This window comes from Vibrio sp. Makdt (assembly GCF_027587015.1).
GTDB lineage: Bacteria > Pseudomonadota > Gammaproteobacteria > Enterobacterales > Vibrionaceae > Vibrio > Vibrio chagasii_B.
This window is the reverse complement of the sequence record NZ_JAPPTH010000015.1, coordinates 90,449-114,854: the sequence shown is the minus strand read 5'-3', so window position 1 is coordinate 114,854 and position 24,406 is coordinate 90,449. Positions and strand designations below refer to the sequence as shown.

General features: G+C 43.4%; 20 protein-coding genes. 9 read left to right on the top strand and 11 right to left on the bottom strand.

The window, feature by feature from the left end; genetic code table 11:
- Window positions 1-357: 357 nt before the first annotated feature.
- Entirely contained in the window at window positions 358-2,475 is a 2,118-nt protein-coding gene (locus OH460_RS18180; protein WP_269999063.1) for a methyl-accepting chemotaxis protein, read from the top strand.
- A gap of 105 nt (window positions 2,476-2,580) precedes the next feature.
- Here OH460_RS18180 and OH460_RS18175 read toward each other — a convergent pair whose 3' ends face one another.
- The 5 genes from OH460_RS18175 to dinG all read right to left on the bottom strand — a co-directional run bounded on the left by OH460_RS18175 (window position 2,581) and on the right by dinG (window position 7,464).
- Window positions 2,581-3,714: a ribosomal protein uL16 3-hydroxylase gene (locus OH460_RS18175; RefSeq protein ID WP_269999062.1), complete on the bottom strand. Its 1,134-nt coding sequence runs from the start codon at window positions 3,712-3,714 to the stop codon at window positions 2,581-2,583.
- A 36-nt stretch (window positions 3,715-3,750) separates the two neighbouring features.
- Entirely contained in the window at window positions 3,751-3,921 is a 171-nt protein-coding gene (gene rsmS / locus OH460_RS18170) for a pleiotropic regulatory protein RsmS (protein WP_008220121.1), read from the bottom strand.
- Window positions 3,911-4,459 carry a primosomal replication protein gene (locus OH460_RS18165; RefSeq protein WP_269999061.1) on the bottom strand — a complete coding sequence of 183 codons (549 nt, stop codon included), beginning with the start codon at window positions 4,457-4,459 and terminating at the stop codon, window positions 3,911-3,913. The genes rsmS and OH460_RS18165 overlap by 11 nt, the downstream gene beginning before the upstream one ends.
- Before the next feature lie 22 nt (window positions 4,460-4,481).
- Window positions 4,482-5,261, bottom strand: coding sequence for a sulfite exporter TauE/SafE family protein (locus OH460_RS18160; protein ID WP_004737423.1), 780 nt, complete (start codon window positions 5,259-5,261; stop codon window positions 4,482-4,484).
- 127 nt (window positions 5,262-5,388) lie between these two features.
- The gene (gene dinG, locus OH460_RS18155; protein ID WP_269999060.1) at window positions 5,389-7,464 is read right to left on the bottom strand and encodes an ATP-dependent DNA helicase DinG; all 2,076 of its coding nucleotides are present in this window, start codon (window positions 7,462-7,464) and stop codon (window positions 5,389-5,391) included.
- A 513-nt stretch (window positions 7,465-7,977) separates the two neighbouring features.
- On the opposite strand from dinG, the gene OH460_RS18150 reads away from it, so the two are divergent.
- Window positions 7,978-8,997 carry a porin gene (locus OH460_RS18150; protein WP_269999059.1) on the top strand — a complete coding sequence of 340 codons (1,020 nt, stop codon included), beginning with the start codon at window positions 7,978-7,980 and terminating at the stop codon, window positions 8,995-8,997.
- A gap of 74 nt (window positions 8,998-9,071) precedes the next feature.
- Window positions 9,072-9,719, top strand: coding sequence for a DUF2057 family protein (locus OH460_RS18145; protein WP_269999058.1), 648 nt, complete (start codon window positions 9,072-9,074; stop codon window positions 9,717-9,719).
- Window positions 9,720-9,792: 73 nt separating this feature from the next.
- Here the strand turns inward: OH460_RS18145 and OH460_RS18140 are convergent, their stop codons facing one another.
- Window positions 9,793-10,521: a pseudouridine synthase gene (locus OH460_RS18140; protein WP_269999057.1), complete on the bottom strand. Its 729-nt coding sequence runs from the start codon at window positions 10,519-10,521 to the stop codon at window positions 9,793-9,795.
- Window positions 10,522-10,840: 319 nt separating this feature from the next.
- Between OH460_RS18140 and OH460_RS18135 the strand changes: the two genes are divergently transcribed.
- Window positions 10,841-13,066, top strand: coding sequence for an NADP-dependent isocitrate dehydrogenase (locus tag OH460_RS18135; protein ID WP_105057385.1), 2,226 nt, complete (start codon window positions 10,841-10,843; stop codon window positions 13,064-13,066).
- A 269-nt stretch (window positions 13,067-13,335) separates the two neighbouring features.
- On the opposite strand, the gene cspD is transcribed toward OH460_RS18135, so the two are convergent.
- Entirely contained in the window at window positions 13,336-13,557 is a 222-nt protein-coding gene (gene cspD, locus OH460_RS18130) for a cold shock domain-containing protein CspD (RefSeq protein WP_004737429.1), read from the bottom strand.
- A 568-nt stretch (window positions 13,558-14,125) separates the two neighbouring features.
- On the opposite strand from cspD, the gene clpS reads away from it, so the two are divergent.
- Together clpS and clpA are read left to right on the top strand one after the other, a co-directional pair.
- Entirely contained in the window at window positions 14,126-14,446 is a 321-nt protein-coding gene (gene clpS / locus OH460_RS18125; protein WP_004737430.1) for an ATP-dependent Clp protease adapter ClpS, read from the top strand.
- A 39-nt stretch (window positions 14,447-14,485) separates the two neighbouring features.
- Window positions 14,486-16,759 carry an ATP-dependent Clp protease ATP-binding subunit ClpA gene (gene clpA, locus OH460_RS18120; RefSeq protein ID WP_004737431.1) on the top strand — a complete coding sequence of 758 codons (2,274 nt, stop codon included), beginning with the start codon at window positions 14,486-14,488 and terminating at the stop codon, window positions 16,757-16,759.
- 190 nt (window positions 16,760-16,949) lie between these two features.
- On the opposite strand, the gene infA is transcribed toward clpA, so the two are convergent.
- From infA to aat, 3 genes are all read right to left on the bottom strand, one after another.
- Window positions 16,950-17,168: a translation initiation factor IF-1 gene (infA, locus tag OH460_RS18115; protein WP_001040192.1), complete on the bottom strand. Its 219-nt coding sequence runs from the start codon at window positions 17,166-17,168 to the stop codon at window positions 16,950-16,952.
- 81 nt (window positions 17,169-17,249) lie between these two features.
- A complete protein-coding gene (locus OH460_RS18110; RefSeq protein ID WP_116871840.1) occupies window positions 17,250-17,948 on the bottom strand; it encodes an arginyltransferase in 699 nt (232 codons plus the stop codon).
- The gene (gene aat, locus OH460_RS18105) at window positions 17,948-18,658 is read right to left on the bottom strand and encodes a leucyl/phenylalanyl-tRNA--protein transferase (RefSeq protein WP_269999056.1); all 711 of its coding nucleotides are present in this window, start codon (window positions 18,656-18,658) and stop codon (window positions 17,948-17,950) included. Before aat ends, OH460_RS18110 begins: the two co-directional genes overlap by 1 nt.
- Before the next feature lie 53 nt (window positions 18,659-18,711).
- Here aat and OH460_RS18100 point away from each other — a divergent pair, with 53 nt between their 5' ends.
- Together OH460_RS18100 and aroA are read left to right on the top strand one after the other, a co-directional pair.
- Window positions 18,712-19,167, top strand: a complete 456-nt coding sequence (locus OH460_RS18100) for a glycine zipper 2TM domain-containing protein (protein WP_008220097.1) — start codon at window positions 18,712-18,714, stop codon at window positions 19,165-19,167.
- 162 nt (window positions 19,168-19,329) lie between these two features.
- On the top strand, window positions 19,330-20,610 hold the full coding sequence (aroA, locus tag OH460_RS18095) for a 3-phosphoshikimate 1-carboxyvinyltransferase (RefSeq protein WP_269999055.1): 1,281 nt from the start codon (window positions 19,330-19,332) through the stop codon (window positions 20,608-20,610).
- Between the two features lie 62 nt (window positions 20,611-20,672).
- Here aroA and OH460_RS18090 read toward each other — a convergent pair whose 3' ends face one another.
- Window positions 20,673-20,918, bottom strand: coding sequence for a YciN family protein (locus tag OH460_RS18090; protein ID WP_004737436.1), 246 nt, complete (start codon window positions 20,916-20,918; stop codon window positions 20,673-20,675).
- A 439-nt stretch (window positions 20,919-21,357) separates the two neighbouring features.
- Between OH460_RS18090 and topA the strand changes: the two genes are divergently transcribed.
- On the top strand, window positions 21,358-23,988 hold the full coding sequence (topA, locus tag OH460_RS18085) for a type I DNA topoisomerase (RefSeq protein WP_004737437.1): 2,631 nt from the start codon (window positions 21,358-21,360) through the stop codon (window positions 23,986-23,988).
- The last annotated feature ends 418 nt before the right edge of the window (window positions 23,989-24,406 follow it).

Here is a 24,406-nt window from a genome sequence, read left to right as displayed (position 1 = left end):
TAATAACAAGCTTGCTTTTATAGCGCAGCGAGATGAAAAGGCATTTTTCAATTCCGGTAGGGGAGCTGCAAAGTGTTCTTATCGCCTTGAGAAAGGACGCAAGTCATACGTCATATTTTTAAAACGACAAAGATGAAGCTAAGTATCGGAAGTTAATAGCTCTCTCAGTCACAGAAGCGATAGACAAAAAGCATGAAATGTTAATATTTGCGTGAACTTTCGTTTTATATGTTAGCAATTTGTGATGTAATCATCCGCTAAGCTATTCGTCTAACTTATCTACATTGTGTACAGCCATTCGTTGTCGATGTGATAGTTATGGTTATGGAAGTCTTTTGGCTTAAATAAGGATATTAAATGCGTTCTCTATCGGTACAGTGGAAAATAACTCTATTAGCGGGTTGTTGTTTAATCATTACGTCACTGTCTCTTATTGGTTTCTCGATCTATAACGCGACGAGCAATCAACAAGTCATCAAATCTCAAAGTTCAGAATCAGTGATCAATAAAACTCAGCAGTTGTTGGCGTCTGTTTCTCAGCTTAATGCCCAAGAAACTCAACGCTATGTTGACGAAGCGATTTATCGCGCAGAGATGCTTGCGGCCAGTGCTCAGTTTCTAAAGAACAATGCAGATGAAAACTTTACTCCGAGTGAAGAGCTTCGTACAGCATTAGACGAAATGGTGCGTCGTTCAGTTTTAAACTTCGATTCAATTCAAGGTGCTTATCTCGTATTCAAGCCTGACTTACTCGATAGTGAAGATGCGAACTATGTCGATGCCGATTATGTAGGTTCTAATGAGAAAGGACGTTTCGCTCCTTACTGGAAAGTAGCGGATAATGGTGAGAATGTTCTGTCGAATGTACTTTCGGAATCAACATTGAATGACAACAGCAATAGCGAACGTTTTTACTGTCCACTATCTTCAGGGCAAACCTGTATCAGCACCCCACGAGTGGTGAACAGCGGCGGTACAGCATTACTGACGTCCTCTATTTCAGTTCCAATTTTAGTCGACGATGTTGCGATTGGTTTTCTTGGTATCGATTTGAGACTCGATGGCTTAACCAGTGTGATTACTCAATCTGACCAGAGTTTGTTTAACGGTGCAGGTAAAGCTTACGTGGTTAGCCTAGACGGCTCAGTTATCGCTTCTGACGATTCAAGTATTGCAGTTGGTTCGAATTTCCAAAGTGATAATACCAACAGTGACTTAATGACCGACTTTATCTTCGGCGGTGAAGTAACAACACAGTGGAGTGAGAACGGTGAGTGGTTACTTGCGTTTGCACCTGTTGTTGCTGCTAACCAAACGTGGGGTGTGTTGTTTGAAATTCCAAGAGACAGTGTCGTCGCTGATGCAAATAAATTGGATTCCATCATTAGCACTAAGCTAAGTGAAGGCATCAAAACAGAAGTGATCGCCGGTACAGTGTTTATTATCTTTGGCTTAGCCATTATCGCGTTTGCCTCGTTGTCTATTGTGAAGCCGATTCGTCAGGTTGTGGAAAGGTTGAATGACATCGCTTCAGGTGAAGGTGATTTGACGCAGCGCTTGGAAGTGAAGTCTCAAGATGAAATCGGTCAGTTGTCAAAAGGATTTAACCTGTTCCTAGATAAGCTGCAACACACAATCAAAGAAGTCATTCACACCACAGAACAAGTGGCAAATACTACCAGCCAAGCGAAAGCATCAGCATCAAGTACTCGTGAAAGCAGCGAGTCTCAATTTAAAGAAGTGGATCTAGTCGCGACAGCAGCAGAAGAGATGACTCAAACTGCGGGCTTAGTGGTACAAAATGCAGAAGTTGCGGTAGACGCAGCTTGTGAGGCAAATCGTTCAGCTCAGCAAGGGCAGCAAGTTATCGAGCTTTCCGCCGGTGAAATGAGGAAGCTGGTGGAACGCATGTCGAGCGCCGTGCCTATTGTTGAAGAGCTAGCGAAGAACAACGGTAATATCACCGAGATCTTAAGTGTTATCGAGGGGATCTCCGAACAGACTAACTTGTTAGCATTGAATGCGGCGATTGAGGCGGCTCGTGCCGGTGAGCAAGGTCGTGGTTTTGCGGTCGTTGCAGACGAGGTGAGAAACCTAGCAAGTCGCACACAATCATCCGTTGGTGAGATCAGAGCGGTGATCGATAAGGTTCATGCTGGTACACAAGATGTTGTTGAGGCGATCCAAGAGGGTAATATTCTTGCCAACGATACAGCGCTGCATGTTCAAAATGCAGTGGAGGATCTTGGCTCGATCTTTACTTCAATTGAGGCGATCAGTGACATGAACAATCAGATCGTAAGAGCAGCAGAAGAGCAACAATCGGTTTCCGGTGAAGTGAATCAGAGTGTGGTTAATATTCGCGACTTGAGTGCGAAGATCTTGGAACAAGCGGCAGCTTCTGAAAAAGTCGGTAATGAAATTGATCAGCTATCTCAGCAGCAACAGAAATTGGTTAATCAGTTCAAGGTCTAAACCTTAAACAATTATTGGATAGAAAAAGGGACAAATGAATATTTCATTTGTCCCTTTTTTAGTTGTTTCTTGAAAAGTAGGTTAATAACTAGCGTCTGACGCTGCTTACTCTTCGATGAACCAATAGCCTTTGTTCACCAATTCAGTCACGACAGTTACGCCCGAAGGTGATAGGGCAGTAGCCGAATTAATCACGGTCTCATCGCAAAGTATGTTGAGTAACGTAGAATCCGCTTCATCAACCTTGACCACTTCACCATTAATATAAGCGGTGTTGCCTTCATTTTCGTGGTAGAGCGCTTTTAAGCCTGATACTCGGTGGATTTCACCTTCTGACTCTAGGTGTTGGGCAACCTCTTCTTGAGTCCATAGTGGCTCTGGCGTAACGATATCAAGCTGGTGGCGAGATTGGCTCAGTAAGCAACCCATGAAGTCGCTAACCGTTTCTGGTTGTTCAAGGGCTGATTTGAGCATATCAGTTAGGTTACTCAAATCTGACCAACGAATCTTGCCGTAACCATCTTGCATTTTGAACTCAGGATCATGCAAGTGAACATCACCCATATCATGAGCAAGTACAAAGTCGGCAAAGTTACTGATTAGCTCTTGCTCTTTAGGAGAGCGGTAGCCAATGGAGTAGCTCATTGATGGCTCTAGCGTATTGCCTTCGTGTGGGAAGCCTGGCGGGATATAAAGGATATCGCCTGGTTCTAGGGTTTCATCAATGATTGGCTCAAAGCCTTCGATTTGACGAAGAGCAGAAGCTTGGACGGTCTCTTTATATTGACCGACATCTTTTGCGCCAACTTTCCATTGACGCTTACCTTGGCCTTGAATGATGAATACGTCATATTGATCAATATGCGGTCCAACACCACCTTCAGGTGCTGAGTAGCAAATCATCAGGTCATCGAACAACCAGTTTGGTAATTGTTGGAACGCTTTCGTTAGCTCATTGGCACCTTGATGCCAATGGTTGGCTGCTTGAACGATCAATTGCCAGTGAGTTTCTGCTAATTCGCCAAATTTTTCTTCGGCGAATGGGCCGTGCTCTGCTGTCCATTGGTTGTTGAGGTTAGAAACAAAGCGAGAATCCACTTCTTCTTCCATCGATAAACCAGCAAGTTCTTCCGGCGAAATTGGGTCGACGAAGTTTTGGAAGCCACCTTTTAAGATGGTTGGTTTCTTATGCCAGTAATTTTCAAGAAACTCGGGCATAGAAAAGCTAAGTTGGTACATGTGAATCCTGTATGTTTTGATGCTAGATGCTAGATGCTAGATGCTAGATGCTAGTTTGGCTTGTAAATCTTGTTGGACAATCTTAATTGCCTCTAACGCAACCTTTGGGTCGATCTCGTTACTTTCGAGTAGGTAGATCAAGTCGACAGCTAACTTAACTTCTTCAGGTGCGTCGTCCAATGGTGATGATGGGTTATCAGTGCTCATTTCGCTTTGGGTTCTCTATGTTAATCAGTCTTTCGATGTTCTTCATCGAGTCTTCACAGCGCTCTAAACGCTCTTTCGCTAACATCCAAGCGTTTTCTGCTTGTGCTTTGCTTTGACCAGGTGCGGAGTCCAGCGCTAACTTGCGTCGTTTAACCAAATCAACCAAACGTCTTTGCCAGTCTTGGTGCTGAGCCAAGTCACTATACAAATCGTTCAAGGTTTTCCCTGATTTACTTTTTCTGTCTAAGCGCAAATCGTGATTGGCTAGCTCGCGTTGCAGAGCTGCTATCTGGTTAGTTAACTTCTCGGTTAAGTAGTTTGCTCTCGATGCCGAAAGTTGGTTAGTGTTCTGTTCGCGAATAATGGTGTGGTAGGTCGCTTGGGTTTCGAGTGCGTAAGGGAGTAGAGTCGAGGCGCCACATTTAAACAACGCTTTGTCGAAAAGCGCCTGATGATAGGACCCTCTGGACCTATCAACCTGTGAACAGTGACCGAGTAAGGTATCAATGACACTTTTGATTTGTGAAAATTGACTCATTTTACTTCCTGTAATCTGGTGGCTATAGATTTACAAACCAAGCTTCGTAAGCCAGTTTTATCGCAAGTATACTGACAACCGTAACAAAGACTGGTCGTATAAACGTAGCACCAAATCGAATTGCCGAATGTGCACCTACAAATGCACCAGCCATTAAGCAAACACCCATGGTTAAACCCAATACCCAGTCAATATGACCAAGAATCGCGAAGGTCACCAAAGACGTGAAGTTGCTGGTGAAGTTCATTGCTTTCGATAGGCCAGAAGCAAGCAAGATATTTAGGCGGTACAGAGCCATAGAGCTCACCGTCCAAAAAGCACCCGTTCCCGGGCCAGCAACGCCATCATAAAAGCCAAGAATGAAGCCTTGGTACTTTTGTTTCTTCTTCAGTACCGGACAAGGTTTCGGTGACACGTTGTGATTGGCGTTCGGTGTCTTATGGAAAATGGTGTAGATCGCTGCTGCCAGAATGATCAGCGGTAGGACTTTCTCTAACCATTGAGTGCTAATGGCATCGACTGTTAGGGTACCTATGGTTGCACCGATCAAGGTCGCTATAAATGCATTTATCCAACATTCTGGCTTAAACAACTTTTTACGATAATAAGTAAAAGCTGCTGTTGAAGAAGCGAACGTGGCTGCAAGCTTATTTGTACCAAGTGCGATGTGTGGCGGTAGGCCAAGGGATAACAATGCAGGGACCGTTAACATGCCCCCACCACCGGCGACAGCATCAATAAAGCCCGCTGCAAATGCAACCAGCGCAAGTATAACCAACATGGTTGGTTCAATCATTTCCATAAATAGCTGTTGTTCTCGTTATTGGCCGTCAGAACAGCCACACGAATAGTTGATGGGCTATTCGTGTTTGATTGTGAATGCAGGGGCCAAGAGATGACTGACCCAGAACTACCCAAAGGCAGAAAAATTAGTATTTTATTGTTCTTTTAAAAGGCGGTAGCGAATCGAGTAGGGACTTGCCATATCGCTTCGTGACTATGCGTCGATCAAGGATCGTGACTTTACCAGAATCTCTCTCTTTACGCAGTAGTCGCCCTACAGATTGAATAAGCTTTTTACTCGCTTCTGGAACAGTAATCTGCATAAAAGGATTACCGCCACGCGATTCAATATATTCTGAATGCGCTTGTTCTACAGGTGACGTAGGAACACCAAAAGGAATCTTGGTAATAACTAGGTTTTCAAGAAGCTCACCCGGTAAATCCAGACCTTCCGAAAAGCTACCAGTTCCAAAAAGCACGCTGGTTTTTCCTTGGTCTATTAGCTTTTTATGTTTTTTTAGAATTTCAGCGCGTGAAGTATCACCTTGTACCTGCAATGCCCATGACTTTTTAACGAAATCTGTTGCCAAAGCCTCTGCAACTTTATTCATTTGCCAGTAAGAAGAGAATAGAACGAGATTGGCTTTGTTGTCTTCTATTACCTTAGGCAGAATTTCAATAAGATATTCGGTAAATTGAGGTGCTTGTGGCTCGTATTTCATGGCAGGCACGATTAACTCCGCTTGATTCTGATAATCAAACGGTGACGCCAGGGCAAGAAACTGCACGCCATCTTCTTCTTTTTGACTGATACCGGCTTGATGGCAGAAAAAACTGAAGGAGTTGAGTGCTCTCATTGTTGCAGAAACGAGCACTGCACCAACACAGCGGCTCCAGATTTGCTGGTCAAGTTGCCAGCCAACCTCAAGCGGAGAAACATTGACAACAAAATCGCCTTCACTCTCTTTATTAAGCTCTAACCAGCGCGCTAAAGGCGCACCTTTTTCACGTTTTGGTTCAGCCATCAGGCGCCAAACTTGCGCTAGGTTCTCGGTTCTCTGTATATAAAAGCCGATTTCCGCGAGCGCTGGCTCCGCGAGTTTTGCAGAAAGCTCTCCATCTTTGACTCGTTCTGCAATCAGGTCCGCAATTTTAGCGACTGCCTGGCTCGCTTTCTGAGAAAGTTGTTTGAGGTCTTTAGATTCGTTCTCTAACCATTCTGGCAAGTCACCATGCTCAAAGCGGTAAAGCCCATCTTCAAAATGAGTAGCATCGAACTGCTTACTGAGCTGCGTCAGAGTTGGTATCAGCTGTTGTACAGAATCCTGCAATTCATTTCTGAATCGACTCACTCGCTTTTCGTCCGCCAAGCCTGAAAGTTTGGTTATCGATTGGTTTAAACGCTCTAACCATGAAGCGGCACCTTTTAAACTTGCGGCCGCAGAAGAGTGATCTCGGGCTACGTGTGGTAAGTGGTGTGCTTCATCGAAGATATAGATGCTATTTTCCGGTTCTGGCAGTATTACACCGCCACCTAGATCTGCATCAGCCATCACTAAACTGTGATTAGCGATGATAACGTCTGCTTTATCTAGTTCTGAGCGTGCTTTTTGGAAAGGACAGTCTCTGTGAGTTGGCATGCTGTTGTTACAACTATGCTTATCACTGACAATCATCTGCCAAATCATGTTATCGATAGGCTTTGGCCATGAATCTCGGTCACCATCCCATTTGCCTTGAGCAAGGCTGCGATACATGGTTTGCAGTTGTTCAATATCTTTCTGTTTTGGCTTGGATTCAAACATTGCCATCTGACCGCCATCAACCCCACAAGCGGCTGCCAACTTTTCCGCACAGCAGTAACGCTGTCGACCTTTCGCCAATATAAAAGAGAACTCCCTGTCAGTAAGTCTTCTATATAGAGGGAGATCTTTGTTTACCAGCTGCTCTTGTAAAGCAACCGTTGCGGTTGAAATGACAATCTTTCGGTTGTTTAAAACGGCAACGGGAATCGTTGCCATTAAATACGCCAATGATTTGCCAATCCCGGTTCCCGCTTCAGCAACAATCATACGATTGCTTTTGTGGTATTGACCACAAAGTGTCTTCGCAATCTCTGCGACAAGGTAATTTTGAGCACGCCTAGGTACAAAGTTATCCAACTGTTCTTGGAGGTTTTGATAACTGGTGCGAATAGAATTTTGAATTTTAGTAGTTAGCATACTGTGACCTACGTAACGGAGCGAGGATAGTAGCACATATCACTAGCCGGTACATTTACCGCAAAATAGCTTGCTTTTGAATCAAAGGTAGATCTCGTTCACAAAAAAAAACTGAACCATCAGGAACTTAATGATTTTATTTATCTTGCGAAATATAAATATTAAAAAAGACTGGCTTGTGGGTGTTAAATTCTGCATTTGGGTTGTTTTGTGGGCGTCTTTAGGGTTTAAATTCTGTTTGTTACATTTTTTGGATTATTATATTTGCTGATAAAACTAAGGATAAGCTGCTCGTAAAATGATGAAAAAAAATGTAAGTGTTTGATTTTGAATGTTTTGTGTTTTTTTTAGGTTTGTTTTTAGTTTATTTGACACGCAGGATAATCTTTTGCAATCTAGACCTCGAAATTTAGTGACGGTGATTAACCAACAAAGAGTGGTGATGACCAGTCATAAAAATAAAAGGGAACCGGGCAAGGATCTCCCATTCTTAGAAAAGGCAGTGGATTTATTATGAAAAAGACTCTATTAGCGCTAGCTATCGCAGCTACAGCAACTTCTGTAAACGCAGCAGAAATTTACTCTAACGACGATACTAAAGTTGGCCTAAAAGGCGAGGTAGATATCTACCTATCTCAATCTGAAGTAGACAAAAACCTAACTGAAACAACTAAGAACGAAGCTGACGTTTCTACTTGGGCTAAAATCCAACTTGACGCTGAGCAGAAGCTTAACGATCAGTTCACAGCATTCGCATCTTTCGAAATCGAAACTGACGGCAGCAACGCTAAGTTCGATGACGTTCTAGCTGGTTTTAAAACTGACACTTGGGGTATGGCTTTCGGTGAAACTGGCGACCTAGCAGAATCTGCTGACGCTATCCAGAAAGACGATATCACAAACGAAGGTAACTACATGGGCTCTACTGGTGGTCACCACCGCGAGTCTTCTGGCCACGGCGCTGTATTCAAAGGTCAATTCGTTGAAGGTTTCACAATCGTAGCTGACGTTAACACTGATTCTACTGAAGACGTTGACAACACTTACGGTATCTCTGCAGATTACGCGTTCAGCAACTTCTCTATCGGTGCTTCTTACATCACTGGTGACGCTGCTAAAGACGTAGATTACTCTCTTGCTGGTGCTTCTGCTTCTGCTGAGTTTGGTGGCCTATACCTAGCTGTTACATACGCACAATTTGAAGGCAACCAAGGTTACGGTTACTGGGACCTATCTGACATCGCTGCTGATTCTTACGGCAACGGTGAAACTATGGGTATCGCAGCTGCTTACCAAATCGACGCTGTTCGTCTATACACTACATACTCTGTAGCAACAACTGACGAAATCGCTACAGCAGCGGGTACTTCTAAGATCTCTGATATCGACTCTACTAACCTAGTTGTTGGTGTTGATTACGCATTCCGTGACAACATCCTATTCCTAGCTGAATACCAAACTGCTGATTTCGAATACGCATCACAAACTCTAGATGCTGACGGCGTTATCGCTGGTGTTTACTACACATTCTAATCTGTAGTTAACTATGCTATACAAAAGCCAGCTATTAGCTGGCTTTTTTACATTTATTGATTAAGGAATCGTACATGAACAAGTGGTATTTGAGTTTTGTCTGCCTATTCTCTGCACCATACGCAACGGCTGCTCTTGATTTGGCTTCTGGTATTTCGCTAAATACTTTGAACGGTGAGGTTGTTGAAAGTGTGGAAGACGCTGTATTCACCTCAGGTGAAAACCAACTCGTTTTAGATTACACAGGGTATTTGAGCGATAAAGGCAAACGCGAGTTTATCAGTACAGTTCCTTACATTATGGTAGTTAATGTTCCCAAAAATGCTGATGTTGATATTGATCTTCTAAGTAGAAAGTACGCTAAAATCGAAAAAAATGTAGACAGAGAACTTCCTATATTCAGTATCTCTATAAACGGTGATGATGCAGAAGTCGTGCAAGAAGTTTTGCCTCCATCTCAAGGTGCACTGCCTTACAGCGATATCCCTCAGTTGGTAAAAGATTATAATCAAGAAAGAGGCTTAGTTTTTGATTCAGGAAAGATTCGTTCGTTGAAAGAAGAACTAGCAGCAGTACAAACTGGTGCAGTAGTTGGAGCGACGGTCGCTGCCGACAGTACTGTGCAAGAGTCTGAAAATACGCTTCAACTTAAGCTATGGTATTCAAGAGCAAATGAAGAAGAGCGTAAAGCATTCCAAAAATGGTTAATTGACCAGAAGTAAGACCTAAAATTTGTTAAAGCGAGGTGTTCTTGTCTAAGACAGGTGCCTCGCTTTTTCATTTCTACTATGCTGACTAGATTTCTTTCCATTCTCCAGGCTGCAGCTGCCCCACATTCATGTTGCCCATTGAATAACGGATAAGGCGTAGGGTAGGGAAACCGATGTTTGCTGTCATTCGTCTGACCTGACGGTTACGTCCTTCGATGATAGTAATCGCTAACCAGGTCGTTGGTATTGCAGCTCTGAATCTTACCGGTGGATTTCTGTCCCATACCTCTGGCTCTGCCATTAACTCCACCTTAGCAGGTAGCGTCATACCATCTTTTAGTTCAACGCCTTTTCTCAATTTATCTAAATCTTCCTCAGAAGGTGCGCCTTCAACCTGCACCCAGTAAGTCTTTGGTGATTTTGAGTTTGGTTGAGTTAGCTTGGCTTGAAATATACCGTCATTAGTTAAAACCATTAACCCTTCGCTATCACGATCAAGTCGTCCTGCAGCATAAACGTCTCTTACTGGAATAAAGTCGGCGAGCGTCTTTCTACCTTCGCCATCAGTAAACTGACTTAAAGTATCGAATGGTTTGTTGAACAAAATGACTTTGCGATCTTCGAGTGCAATTTTAGGTTTTGTGTTCGCCGGTTTCGCTTTATATCTGTGTTTACTTGAGTGCGATTTCTTGTGCGAATTGCCAGTGTTATTTCTATCATTGTTTCGGCCTTGTCTGTTGCCACTTTGTTTTAATGTGGCGCCAGAACGAGCGGGTTTGTCTGAACGAGATGCGCTGCGTGAGCGAGTAGACATGTTAACTACCTTGCAAAAATGTAAACGAAGTGTGCTGAAAAGTTTTCACTGAAACGGAATTGAGCTATCATTTGCGCGCCTAAAAGACACAAAATAGAACAAGTTTATGGACTCTTGAGCCTGATTTGTTTAATTATACCAACGTGTTTTATTATAACAACGCACTCACGGATTTGGTTCATGCTGTCATTAGATTGCATGAAAAATAAGATAGAGTACGACTATCGAGTAAGCAGTTTTCACTCTCAGAGTCGCTTACTGGTCAATTTATAACATTCTCACTATTCATGTGAGCTTGTAAGAACTATAGGGAAATTTCATGCCTACTGAAAAACCAACTATCATCTATACCATTACAGACGAAGCTCCGGCATTAGCAACATACTCTCTGCTGCCAATCATTCAATCTTTTACAGCTTCTTCAGGTATTGACGTTGATACTCGCGACATTTCACTTGCAGGGCGCATTATTGCCAACTTCCCTGACTACTTGAACGAAGAGCAACGTATTGGTGATGCATTAGCAGAACTAGGTGAATTGGCTAAGACACCAGAAGCGAACATCATCAAGCTTCCAAACATCTCTGCGTCTGTACCTCAACTACAAGCAACAATTAAAGAGCTACAATCAAAAGGCTACGCGCTTCCAAACTACCCAGAAGAAGCAAACACTGACGAAGAGAAAGCAGTAAAAGCGACTTACGATAAGATCAAGGGTAGTGCAGTAAACCCAGTATTGCGTGAAGGTAACTCAGATCGCCGCGCACCACTTTCAGTTAAAAACTACGCAAAGAAAAACCCACACTCAATGGGTGCATGGTCAGCAGATTCTAAGTCTCATGTTGCAAGCATGGAAGACAAAGACTTCTTCGGCAGCGAAAAATCGACAACAATCGATGGTGCGACTGAAGTAAGTATCGAGTTTGTAGGTAAAGATGGCGCTAAGAAAACATTGAAGCCAGCATTTGCACTGCAAGATAAAGAAATCATCGATTCATCAGTAATGAACAAAGCTGCTCTAGTCGCATTTTTTGAAAAAGAAATCGCGTCAGCGAAAGAGCAAGGTGTGCTGCTTTCTCTACACATGAAAGCAACCATGATGAAAGTCTCTGATCCTGTGATCTTTGGTCATGCGGTTAAGGTTTACTACAAAGACGTTTTTGCTAAGCACGGTCAGCTTTTCGAAGAGCTAGGTGTCGATGTTAATAACGGCATCGGTGATGTATACGCGAAGATCGCGTCACTGCCTCAAGATCAAAAATCGGCAATCGAAGCTGACTTACAAGCGGTATACGAAACTCAGCCACCACTTGCGATGGTAGATTCAGACCGTGGTATTACCAACCTACACGTACCGAGTGACATCATCGTTGACGCATCTATGCCGGCAATGCTGCGTTCTTCTGGCCAAATGTGGGATCCAGAAGGTAAGCAAAAAGATACCAAAGCAATGATCCCAGATCGTAGCTACGCGAGCATCTACCAAGCGGTAATTGATTTCTGTAAAGAGAACGGTGCTTTCGACCCAACAACTATGGGTAGCGTACCAAACGTAGGTCTAATGGCTCAAAAAGCAGAAGAGTACGGTTCTCATGATAAGACATTCATTCTAGAAGCTGCTGGTCAGGTTCAAGTCGTTGATGCTTCAGGTTCTGTGCTTCTTGAGCAAGATGTAGAAGAAGGCGACATCTTCCGTATGTGTCAGGTGAAAGATGCGCCAATCCAAGATTGGGTTAAGCTTGCTGTAACACGTGCTCGTGCTTCAGATACTCCTGCGGTATTTTGGCTAGATGAGTCTCGCGCACACGATGCAGAGCTTATTAAGAAAGTGAATGCTTACCTACCTGAACATGATACAGATGGTCTAGAGCTGAAGATTCTTTCTCCACTGGAAGCGACCAAGTTCTCTCTAGTTCGTATTAAAGAAGGTCTAGATACGATTTCGGTAACTGGTAACGTACTGCGTGATTACCTAACTGACCTGTTCCCAATCCTAGAGCTTGGTACGTCGGCTAAAATGCTATCAATCGTTCCACTAATGAACGGTGGTGGTCTATTTGAAACAGGCGCTGGCGGTTCTGCTCCTAAGCACGTTCAGCAAGTAGAGAAAGAAAACCACTTGCGTTGGGATTCTCTTGGTGAGTTCTTGGCACTAGCTGCATCTCTAGAGCACCTAAGTGTGGTTACAGGTAACGCTAAGGCTCAAGTTCTTGCTGATGCGCTGGATAAAGCGACAGGTGAATTCCTAGATAACAACAAGTCACCATCACGTCGAGTAGGTGAGCTTGATAACCGTGGTAGCCACTACTACCTAGCGGCATACTGGGCTAAAGCACTTGCAGAGCAAACTGCTGATGCTGACCTTGCAGCTGAATTTGCTGCAGTGGCAAGCCAGCTAGCTGAAAGCGAAGAAGCAATTGTAGCTGAGCTAAATAACGCACAAGGTGTTGCTGGCGATTTAGGTGGTTACTACCTATTTGATGATGCACTAGTTTCAGCATTGATGCGCCCAAGTGCTACATTAAACGCATTTATCGACGCTTAGAACGCAGCGTTTCTATGTGAGTGTTTTCTAAAGCGCTTACAGACGAAATAATAAAAGACGCTTTAACGTAACCGTTAAAGCGTCTTTTTTGTTTCTGCCGTTTCAATGTCGATCCTGGTATCAAACTGCCTTTACGGAGAACATATGTTTCGCCCAAGATCAAAAAAACCGCTCATTGAACTCTGCATACAGGTATCAAAGGAGCGGTTTTCATAATCTGTTAACTTTCAAATAGTGCTATTTAGGTCAACACGATATGGCAGCTTTGCCTATTTACTGGCACTGCCTTCTACAGGAACAACGGAGCTTGCGTGCGAGCCTTTAGGTCCACTTTCTACTTCATAGTCGACCTGCTGACCAGCCTTTAAGGTTCTGTAACCTTCCATTTGTATTGTGGAGTAGTGCGCAAAGATATCGCCTTCTTCACCTTCTGGACAAATAAAGCCAAACCCTTTGGCATTGTTAAACCATTTTACTGTACCTGTAGCCATGCTATACATCCCTCATGCATTTTGTTACTAACGTTGTTTATATCAATAGTTGTAAGTTCGATTGATATCATTCCTACCAGCTAATGACATTAAGCTGGTAACTTGAATCTCAGACATTGCTTACGGAAATTAACGCTACCCTGCGTAATTATTCCTTATTGTTAAATTTTCAAGCGTGTTATGAAACTGTATTAGAAAAACCTTTTAGCTCCAATGTAGCTAATGATTGAGCACAGTCAATAGTAAATTGGTATAAAAGTGATCAATTTTAATAACAAATCACATTCGAGATTGCTCACAAACTATTAACTAAATAGTAACTTAGCGGCTATTGCATGATTAGCGTCAATAGTTGTGGCGTCTTTTTAATCAATCACATATGTTAATCCTGTGAATCGAGATCTTTTATTTGCAGCGATGGAAATGGTGGATTAGGCTCAGTATAGAGGAATATTTTTTGGTACTGTTTCTCGGTGCGGTTTCTTAGTACACCGTAAAGCGTGAATGTGGTAAATTTAAGTTACACAAACATTCACCACTTCCGAAAAATAACCCTTAGCAAAGCGATATGAGCAGAAACTTTGAATGGGCATCTCCAGGCTCAGATTTACTGGAGAAAGAAGCAACAAAAGTAAAGCCACCGGCAATGTATAACGTCGTACTGAATAACGATGATTACACGCCAATGGACTTTGTAATCGAGATCCTAGAGCGATTCTTCTCACTAGATATCGAAAAAGCAACGGAAGTGATGCTCAAGGTTCATTATGAAGGTAAAGCTATATGCGGCACATACAGTGCTGAAATAGCGGAAACAAAGGTAGCGCAAGTCACGATGTACTCAAAGGAAAATGAGCATCCGCTACTATGTACAATGGAGCAAGTATAAATTGCTCGAACAACACAGTTGTTCCCTTAGGAGGTACTTATGCTAAATAAAGAATTAGAGTCGAGTTTAAATGGCGCATTTGCTCGTGCGCGAGACAAGCGACATGAATTTATGACTGTCGAACACCTCCTACTAGCATTATTAGAAAATGATGCGGCCAAGGAAGCGCTCCAAGCTTGTCAGGCTGATCTCGATGCTCTTCGCAACGAGCTCGATATTTTTATTGATCAAACGACCCCACTTATCCCAGAAAGTGACGAAACTCGTGAGACTCAACCTACATTGAGTTTCCAACGAGTACTTCAACGTGCTGTTTTTCATGTCCAATCTTCAGGTCGCAGTGAAGTAACAGGTGCTAACGTACTTGTCGCTATTTTCAGTGAGCAAGAGTCTCACGCGGCATATCTTCTTAAGAAAAATGACATTAGCCGTTTAGATATCGTTAACTTCATCTCACACGGTATCACCAAAGCCAGTAACGAAGGCGATAGTGCTTCCTCATCAGACTCATTTGGTGGTGCTGAAAATGCCGAAGAAGCAAATTCAGAAGACCGTTTAGAAAACTTTGCGACCAACCTTAATGAAGTGGCGAAGCAAGGTAATATTGATCCGCTAATTGGTCGTGACAAAGAGCTTGAGCGTACTATCCAAGTCCTATGTCGTCGCCGTAAGAACAACCCTCTACTGGTTGGTGAAGCGGGCGTAGGTAAAACGGCTATTGCTGAAGGCCTTGCATGGCGTATCGTTGAAGGACAGGTACCTGAAATTATTCAGAGCAGTGTGATTTACTCTCTAGATATTGGTTCACTGCTTGCGGGTACTAAATATCGTGGTGATTTCGAGAAACGCTTTAAAGCGATTCTTAAGCAACTAGAGAAAGAAGAAGACGCGATTCTGTTCATCGATGAAATCCATACCATTATTGGTGCGGGCGCAGCATCGGGTGGTCAGGTAGATGCGGCTAACCTAATCAAGCCACTACTAAGCAGTGGTAAATTGCGTTGTATCGGTTCAACGACATACCAAGAATACAGCAGTATTTTTGAGAAGGAGCGCGCGCTATCTCGTCGTTTCCAAAAAATCGATATTGTTGAGCCTTCATTAGATGATACGACTAAGATTCTGATTGGCTTGAAGCCAAAATACGAAGCTCACCACGAAGTGCGTTACACTAACAAGGCGTTGCGTGCGGCTGTGGAGTTGTCTGCGAAATACATTAACGAACGTCACCTTCCTGATAAGGCGATCGATGTTATTGATGAAGCGGGTGCTCGTAGTCGTTTAGCTCCAGCAAGCCGTCGTAAGAAAACGGTAAGCGTGGCGGATATTGAGTCAATGGTTGCGAAAATGGCTCGTATTCCAGAGAAGTCAGTATCGTCTTCAGACAAAGATACGCTGCAGAAACTGGACGACCGCATGAAAATGTTGGTGTTCGGACAAGACCCAGCTATCGATGTATTGAGCGAAGCGATCAAGCTAACTCGTGCAGGACTTGGTGCTGACAATAAACCTGTTGGTTCATTCTTGTTTGCTGGTCCTACTGGTGTTGGTAAAACTGAGGTGACGGTTCAACTGTCTAAACTGATGGGTATTGAACTGCTGCGCTTTGATATGTCTGAGTACGGTGAGCGTCACTCAGTGAGTCGCTTAATTGGTGCTCCTCCTGGTTATGTTGGATACGATCAAGGTGGCCTATTAACGGATGCGGTTATTAAGAACCCGCACTCGGTTGTACTGCTTGATGAGATCGAGAAAGCTCACCCAGACATCTTCAACCTACTACTTCAGGTGATGGATAACGGCACACTAACGGATAACAACGGTCGTAAAGCGGATTTCCGTAACGTGATCTTAGTAATGACAACCAACGCGGGTGTAGCTGAGACAGAGAAGAAATCGATCGGCCTGATCCAACAAGATCATGCACCAGATGCGATGGGTGAAATCAAGAAAGTGTTTACTCCTGAGTTCCGTAACCGTCTTGATAACATCATTTGGTTCAACAGCTTGGATCCAAGCGTGATTAGTCAAGTCGTCGACAAGTTCATTGTTGAGCTTCAGGTTCAACTGGACGCACGTGGTGTATCTCTAGAGGTTTCTGAAGACGCTCGTCACTGGTTAGCAGACAAAGGCTATGACAAGACAATGGGGGCTCGTCCAATGGGGCGTGTGATTCAAGAGAAGCTTAAGAAGCCTCTTGCGAATGAACTGTTGTTTGGTAGCTTAGTTGATGGTGGTACGGTTAAAGTAACACTGAAAAAAGACGAACTGCATTTTGTCTATGTTGGCGCTAAAGAAGAAGTGATGCACTAACGAAGTGGCGGATCGCTCAATAGTTTAGATACAAAACGCATGACTTAGGTTGTGCGTTTTTTTATGTTTTGAAGATACGAGATACGAGATACGAGATACGAAGAAAAGCGGTTAAGACCAAGAGCCAAACGCTAGGCAATAAAAAACGGAGCATTAAGCTCCGTTTCTTATCGTATTCGATAATTAAAAATTAACGAGCACGGAAGACGATGCGGCCTTTAGAAAGGTCGTATGGAGTCATCTCAACAGTTACTTTATCACCAGTAAGAATACGGATGTAGTTCTTACGCATTTTACCAGAGATGTGTGCTGTCACTACGTGACCGTTTTCAAGCTCAACACGGAACATTGTGTTTGGTAGAGTATCAAGGACAGTGCCTTGCATCTCGATTACGTCTTCTTTAGCCATCTAATCCTCTTTCGAAACTTGGCGGTTTTCAACGGCTTGATTGTGCCGTCAAAATCAAAATATGTAAAGTTGTGGCGTATTCTACCCTTGCCACCGCTGATTTACTAGCCTTTGATGACGTTGAAATCGTACTTTATAGTTCATAGCGGGGCATTCATCGATTTGATAACCCAAATATAGCCACTGTTTGTGTTCTTTCTGAGCATGTTGGATTTGGAACAAAACGCCGAGAGTGCCCATGGATATATCGATATCTGGATCGAAAAAGGTATAAAACGCACTGGTACAGTGAGACATCACATCGGTAACAGCTATGCCAACGAGGTCGGTCTCGTTGTAAATATGCATGAACTTAGTAGTTAACCACTCATTTTGAGAAAATTGTAGAAACTCTTCTTTTTTAGGTGGGTACATCGTGCCTGAACGATGGCGTGCGGTAATATAACGGCTATATAAATCAAACCAGTTTTCATCCATTGTATCTTTGAGCTCCCAACGAAAGGATTTCGCCTTGTTGAGAATTCTTCGCTGACTTTTGGAGAACTTAACATCGGGGATTGAAAGGCGAATCGCCTGACATGCCGAACAATTATCGCAATGGGGCTTATAGATGGTGGCACCGCTGCGACGAAAACCATTCGCTAGCAGAACTTCATAATTTTCTGAGGTGTGCATGTGCTCATCGAGCGTAACAGCGACTCTTTCCTCTAAGTGGGGGAGGTAGCTGCACGCGTGATTGTCTGTTAATCCAATTCTGATTTGTTGTAAATCTGGATTCATTAAGGCATTTCCTCTAGCCATTGGTTTTCAAAGCATACATCGTCAACAGACTTGTCTTTTAGTAATTGCAGAGAGCTGAGAAAATCTTCTCTTTCTACTTCTAATGCCCCCAAAGACTCCAAGTGAGGGTTCATGACTTGGCAATCAATGAGCTGCCCTCCAGACTGAGCAAAGTGGTAACAAAAATACCATAGTGCGATTTTCGAGGCATTGGTCTTTAAGCTAAACATGGATTCACCGCAAAAGACTTGCCCTCTTTGTAAGCCATATAGCCCACCGACTAGCTCGTCACCTTGCCACACTTCCACCGAGTGACAGAAACCTAACGAAGCGAGCTCTCGGTAGGCGGCCTGCATGTCGCTGTTTAGCCAGGTCTCTTCTTCAGGTCTTAGTGATGAGCAATAACCGATAACTCTATCCGTCGCTTGGTTAATACTGACACGGTAATTATGCTTTCTTTGAAACTTTTTAAGACTTTTCGATGGTTTGAATGTCTTAGGATTAAATACCGCTCGTGGTGCTGGGCTCCACCAAAGTATAGGCTCACCTGGGCCATACCATGGAAATATACCGTGACTATAAGCATTTAAGATTCGCATTGGCGACAGATCTCCCCCAAAAGCAAGAAGGCCATTTGGCTCATCCAGTGCATCGAAGGGAGATGGAAACTCTATACTAGTAGTATCGAGTTCAGTTAGGTATATAGTCATAAGTACCGCGTAACAGATTAATCATTGACCATGAGGTCATTAGGAGTTCTACCATGAAGAAGTTGCTTTGGATTTTACTTGTTTTGCCCATGTTGGCAAATGCAGCTTATAACCGAAATCAAGCTCGACCTGTGAATGAGGTTGTTTATGGTGAGATTGATACCGTGAGATATATTACTCAACAGGAGATAGTGGAATCGAAAGCGAGCGGCTGGGAAACACTATTAGGTGCCGCAATTGGTGGTTTAATTGGTAACCAGTTTGGTGATGGTACAGGTAGAGAGGTGGCAACGGCTGTCGGTGCTGTTGCAGGAGCCGGGATCGCTCGAAATCGCGGTAATAGTCAATATCGAGTGGAGTATAAATTGGTTGAACTACTGGTTAAAACCAAAGATGACAAGCTCGTCAATATCATCCAAGACGTCGATAGCACGATGTTATTTAACCGAGGTGACGACGTGAGAATTCTTTATTTTTCAGATGGCGTTCGTGTTGATCTCGTGTACTAGTATAAAAATACGATTGGTTGGCTAATTTATCACCTTTTTGAAGGGGATTAGCTCTGGAGTTCATTGGAAAAGTTCGTTAGTCTGCAAGTACGAAGAATTATTCATCACCCGAAAATAAATACTCGCCAGTGACTTCGGGTGGTACAAGGACTAAAAGATTTAATGGAAAGCCTTACGTTACAACCAATTCAAAAAGTGAGTGGGGAAGTTAACCTACCTGGCTCTAAAAGTGTTTCTAACCGTGCGCTTCTTTTGGCTGCGCTTTCAACTGGAACGACTCGCCTAACTAACTTATTAGACAGTGATGACATTCGTCATATGCTGAATGCTCTGACGCAGTTAGGTGTAGATTATCAGCTATCTGCGGACAAAACCGTATGTGAAGTGACGGGCGTTGGTGGTGCATTTTCAAGCGACAAAGCTCTCGAACTTTTCTTAGGTAACGCGGGTACTGCGATGCGTCCGCTTGCGGCTGCGCTTTGTTTAGGTCGTGGTGAATACGTTCTAACTGGTGAGCCGCGCATGAAAGAGCGCCCGATTGGCCACCTAGTCACTGCTCTACGAGAAGCTGGCGCTGACGTTGAATATTTAGAAAATGAAAACTACCCACCGTTGAAAATTACAGGCACGGGTCTGAAAAGCGGTACGGTTTCGATCGACGGTTCTATTTCTAGCCAATTTTTGACTGCATTTTTGATGGCAGCACCGTTAGCAGAAGATGAAGTGACCATCAAAATTGAGGGTGAATTGGTTTCTAAACCATACATCGATATCACGCTACACATTATGAAACAATTTGGTGTGGACGTGATCAACAACAAGTACCAAGAGTTTGTCATTCCGACGGGTCAATCATACAAAGCACCAGGTGATTTCCTTGTCGAGGGCGATGCATCTTCGGCGTCTTATTTCCTAGCAGCAGCTGCGATTAAAGGTGGTGAAATTAAGGTAACGGGTATTGGTAAAAACAGTATCCAAGGTGATATCCAATTTGCTGATGCACTTGAAAAAATGGGTGCTGAAATTGAATGGGGTGATGATTACGTTATCTCTCGTTGCGGTGAGCTGAAGGGCATTGATATGGACTACAACCATATTCCTGATGCAGCGATGACGATTGCGACCACTGCACTGTTTGCAAAAGGCACAACAGCGATTCGTAACGTCTACAACTGGCGCGTGAAAGAGACCGATCGTCTTGCGGCCATGGCAACCGAACTACGTAAAGTGGGTGCTGAGGTAGAAGAGGGCGAAGACTACATCATCGTTAACCCAGTGGCTGAATTGAAACATGCGGCGATTGATACTTACGATGATCACCGTATGGCAATGTGTTTTTCGTTGGTCGCGCTAAGCGATACGCCGGTAACGATTAATGATCCAGGTTGTACATCAAAGACATTCCCTGACTACTTCGACAAACTGAAGATGCTGAGTCAATAAGAATGCTAAGTTGATATAAGCTCAGGAAGTAAAAAAGCTTGCCTAAATGGCAAGCTTTTTAATTACTGTTGAAGCGTAAATTCTTTTGAAAGATGGTGCGCTAAGTATTTAAACATGTTAAATACTGCGGTTGTATTCTCTGTCGGCATCCCATTGCTGTCTAGGAAGTATTCGCCTTTGAAGACGAGCACATCGTCTTTCTCTACTACGCTGTTTGCGCGCATGCCTTCAATGTAGTCATCATGTGATTGGATAATTTGGTTTGCGATAAGCAGTAAATCAAATTCTGCTATTACTTTCTTTGTCATGAGTTTATCTCTGATAACTGAATATAACGTTGAGTTTATGGTGTCGAACTAGAAATTCAATGATTTCACAACCGATTAAGAGAGTCTTTTCGAATATCCACAATTTATTTTGTGATTTATGGCAAAAATAATGGAATGGGGCTCGCGTTCGATTCATGGACAAGCTTAGTATGAGCCCGTTTAGAGTTAATGCCTGATGAATAGGCCCTTGCTAGTATTCTTTTCGAGTACTTTATAGCTTCTTTATATTGTGACCCTTTTATCTGTGAGTCGACGAATTGTCGAGCGATCAGATCCAATTTTGAAAAAAGCGGTTGATCTTCTAGTAATCTCGCACAATAGTAAAAAAAGAAGCAATGAATTTAGAATATCATGCGTAAAAGCCCACAAGTTAAATTGTTGGTGCTAAAGCATCGTGATTAAGGACGTTAGAGTCAATATGGGTAAATCGCTCGTTATAGTGGAGTCGCCGGCCAAGGCTAAAACTATCAATAAATACCTTGGCAAAGACTTTGTCGTTAAGTCGAGTGTAGGTCACGTACGTGACTTACCAACGGCAGGTCAAAGTACTGGTAAAAAGGCTGCTGCAGTTTCAACAAAGGGTATGAGCCCAGAAGAAAAAGCTCGTATCAAGAAAGAAAAAGATCGCAAAGCTCTTATCAAAAAGATGGGTATTAACCCGTATAAAGAGTGGGAAGCAAATTACCAAGTATTACCGGGTAAAGAAAAAGTTGTTGCTGAACTGCAAAAACTGGCTGAGAACGCAGACCATGTTTATCTCGCAACCGATTTGGACCGCGAAGGAGAAGCTATCGCATGGCACCTTCGTGAGATCATCGGTGGCGATGAAACGCGATACAAGCGAGTGGTGTTTAACGAAATCACCAAGAACGCAATTCAACAAGCTTTTGAAACTCCAGGTGAGCTAAACATCGATGGCGTAAACGCACAGCAAGCACGACGTTTTATGGACCGTGTTGTTGGCTTTATGGTGTCACCTCTGCTTTGGAAGAAAGTAGCACGAGGCCTATCCGCTGGCCGTGTTCAATCAGTTGCTGTAAAGCTTCTTGTTGAGCGTGAGCGCGAGATCAACGCCTTTATTCCGGAAGAGTTTTGGGATGTGCATGCTGATACCAAAACAGCAGAAAAAACAGATTTTAGACTTCAAGTAGCTCAGAAAGACGGTGTTGCGTTTAAACCTGAAAACGAAGCGCAAACGCAAGCTGCATTGAGTGTTCTTGAGAAAGCACAATACGAAGTATGTAAACGTGAAGACCGCCCAACGAAGAGTAAGCCGTCTGCACCGTACATTACTTCAACGCTTCAACAGGCTGCGAGTACCCGTCTTGGTTACGGCGTAAAGAAAACCATGATGTTGGCTCAACGCCTATACGAAGCGGGCTACATTACTTATATGCGTACTGACTCAACTAACTTGAGTTCAGAAGCGGTAGAAGCAGCTCGTGAATACATCGGTTCTGAGTTTGGTGCAGAGTACCTGCCACCTAAAGCGCTAGTATACGGTAGCAAAGAGGGCGCTCAAGAGGCTCACGAAGCGATCCGTCCTTCAAGCGTTGATGTTAAGTCAGAAGACTTAAACGGCGTAGACGCAGACGCACACAAGCTTTACTCACTGATCTGGAATCAATTCGTAGCGTGTCAAATGACGCCTGCGCAGTACGACTCAACAACAGTAAGCGTGAAAGCTGAAGAGTACACATTAAAAGCGAAAGGTCGCATCCTTAAATTTGACGGTTGGACTCGTGTTCAACGTCCGATGGGTAAAAACGAAGATACGATCCTGCCTGCAGTGCAAATTGGCGATAAGCTGGATCTCATTGCATTGGATCCTAAGCAACACTTTACTAAGCCACCGGCTCGTTTCACTGAAGCGGCGCTTGTTAAAGAGCTTGAGAAACGTGGTATCGGTCGTCCTTCAACATACGCGTCGATCATCTCTACTATTCAAGATCGTGGTTACGTGAAAGTTGAGCAGCGTCGTTTCTATGCTGAGAAGATGGGTGAAATTGTGACTGACCGTCTAGACGGCAGCTTCAATGACCTAATGAACTACGACTTTACTGCTCGTATGGAGCAGAAGTTAGACCAAATCGCTGAAGGCGAAGCAAGCTGGAAAGGCGTGCTAGATAATTTCTTCAAAGATTTTACCGGTGATCTGGAAAAAGCGGATCTTGATGAAGATGCAGGCGGCATGAAGCCAAACCACATCGTAGAAACTGATATTGAGTGTCCAACTTGTGGCCGTAATATGGGTATTCGCACTGCTTCGACAGGCGTATTCCTAGGCTGTTCTGGTTATGCACTTCCACCAAAAGAGCGTTGTAAGACAACGATTAACCTTGGTGATGAAGAAGGTATTATTAACGTTCTCGAAGAAGATGTTGAAACAGCTGCCCTTCGTGCTAAAAAGCGTTGCCCAATTTGTGAAACGGCAATGGATGCTTATCTGATTGATGATAAGCGTAAGATGCACGTATGTGGTAATAACCCGAACTGTGAAGGTTACGTGGTTGAACACGGCGAATTCAAAGTAAAAGGCTATGATGGCCCGCTTGTTGAGTGTGACAAGTGTGGTTCAGATATGGTTCTGAAGAATGGTCGTTTCGGTAAGTACATGGATTGTACGAGTGAAGATTGTAAGAACACTCGTAAAATTTTGAAAAACGGCGAAGTTGCGCCACCAAAAGAAGACCCAGTACATTTCCCTGAACTTCCATGTGAAAATTCAGATGCGTACTTTGTGCTTCGTGATGGTGCTTCTGGTCTATTCATGGCAGCAAGTAACTTCCCTAAATCACGCGAAACTCGTGCTCCTTTAGTGGAAGAGTTAGTTCGCTTTAAAGACCGTATTTCACCGAAGTTCCAATACCTGACTACAGCACCAGTTGCTGATCCAGACGGTAAGCCGACAGTGGTTCGTTTTAGTCGTAAGACAAAAGAGAACTACGTTCGTACAGAAGTGGATGGTAAGCCTTCTGGTTGGACCGCCTTGTACATTGACGGTAAATGGGAAGTAACGGATAAACGTAAAAAGCCCAAAGAAAAGTAACTGAACGTTATTGATATAAAAAGCAGCCAATAGGCTGCTTTTTTTCGACTCATATATGACTAACTATGCAACTCGTTGAAATTGAGTCTTAGTTGTAATTATTTATTAAATTCACAGGGTAAAATAAATTAAGAGATTAATCACACTATCTTATGCAACTGTAACGAATGTGTAACTTAATTAGAATATTGTAACTCACAGATCAGCATTTAGTTGTATACCCGATGTGTGTCGAGTGTTAATGTAATGTTTCGCCCAGACGGTGTAATGTGAGCTGCTTTAAGTCTTAGGAAAGCAATCAGTTTACATAGCACAGAATGGCGTATTAAAAATTGAAATCGGCAGGAAAGTCGATAACGTATATAAAACCAAGTGCAAAGAATAGTGCACACATAACAACGTTTGGCTTAGGATACTG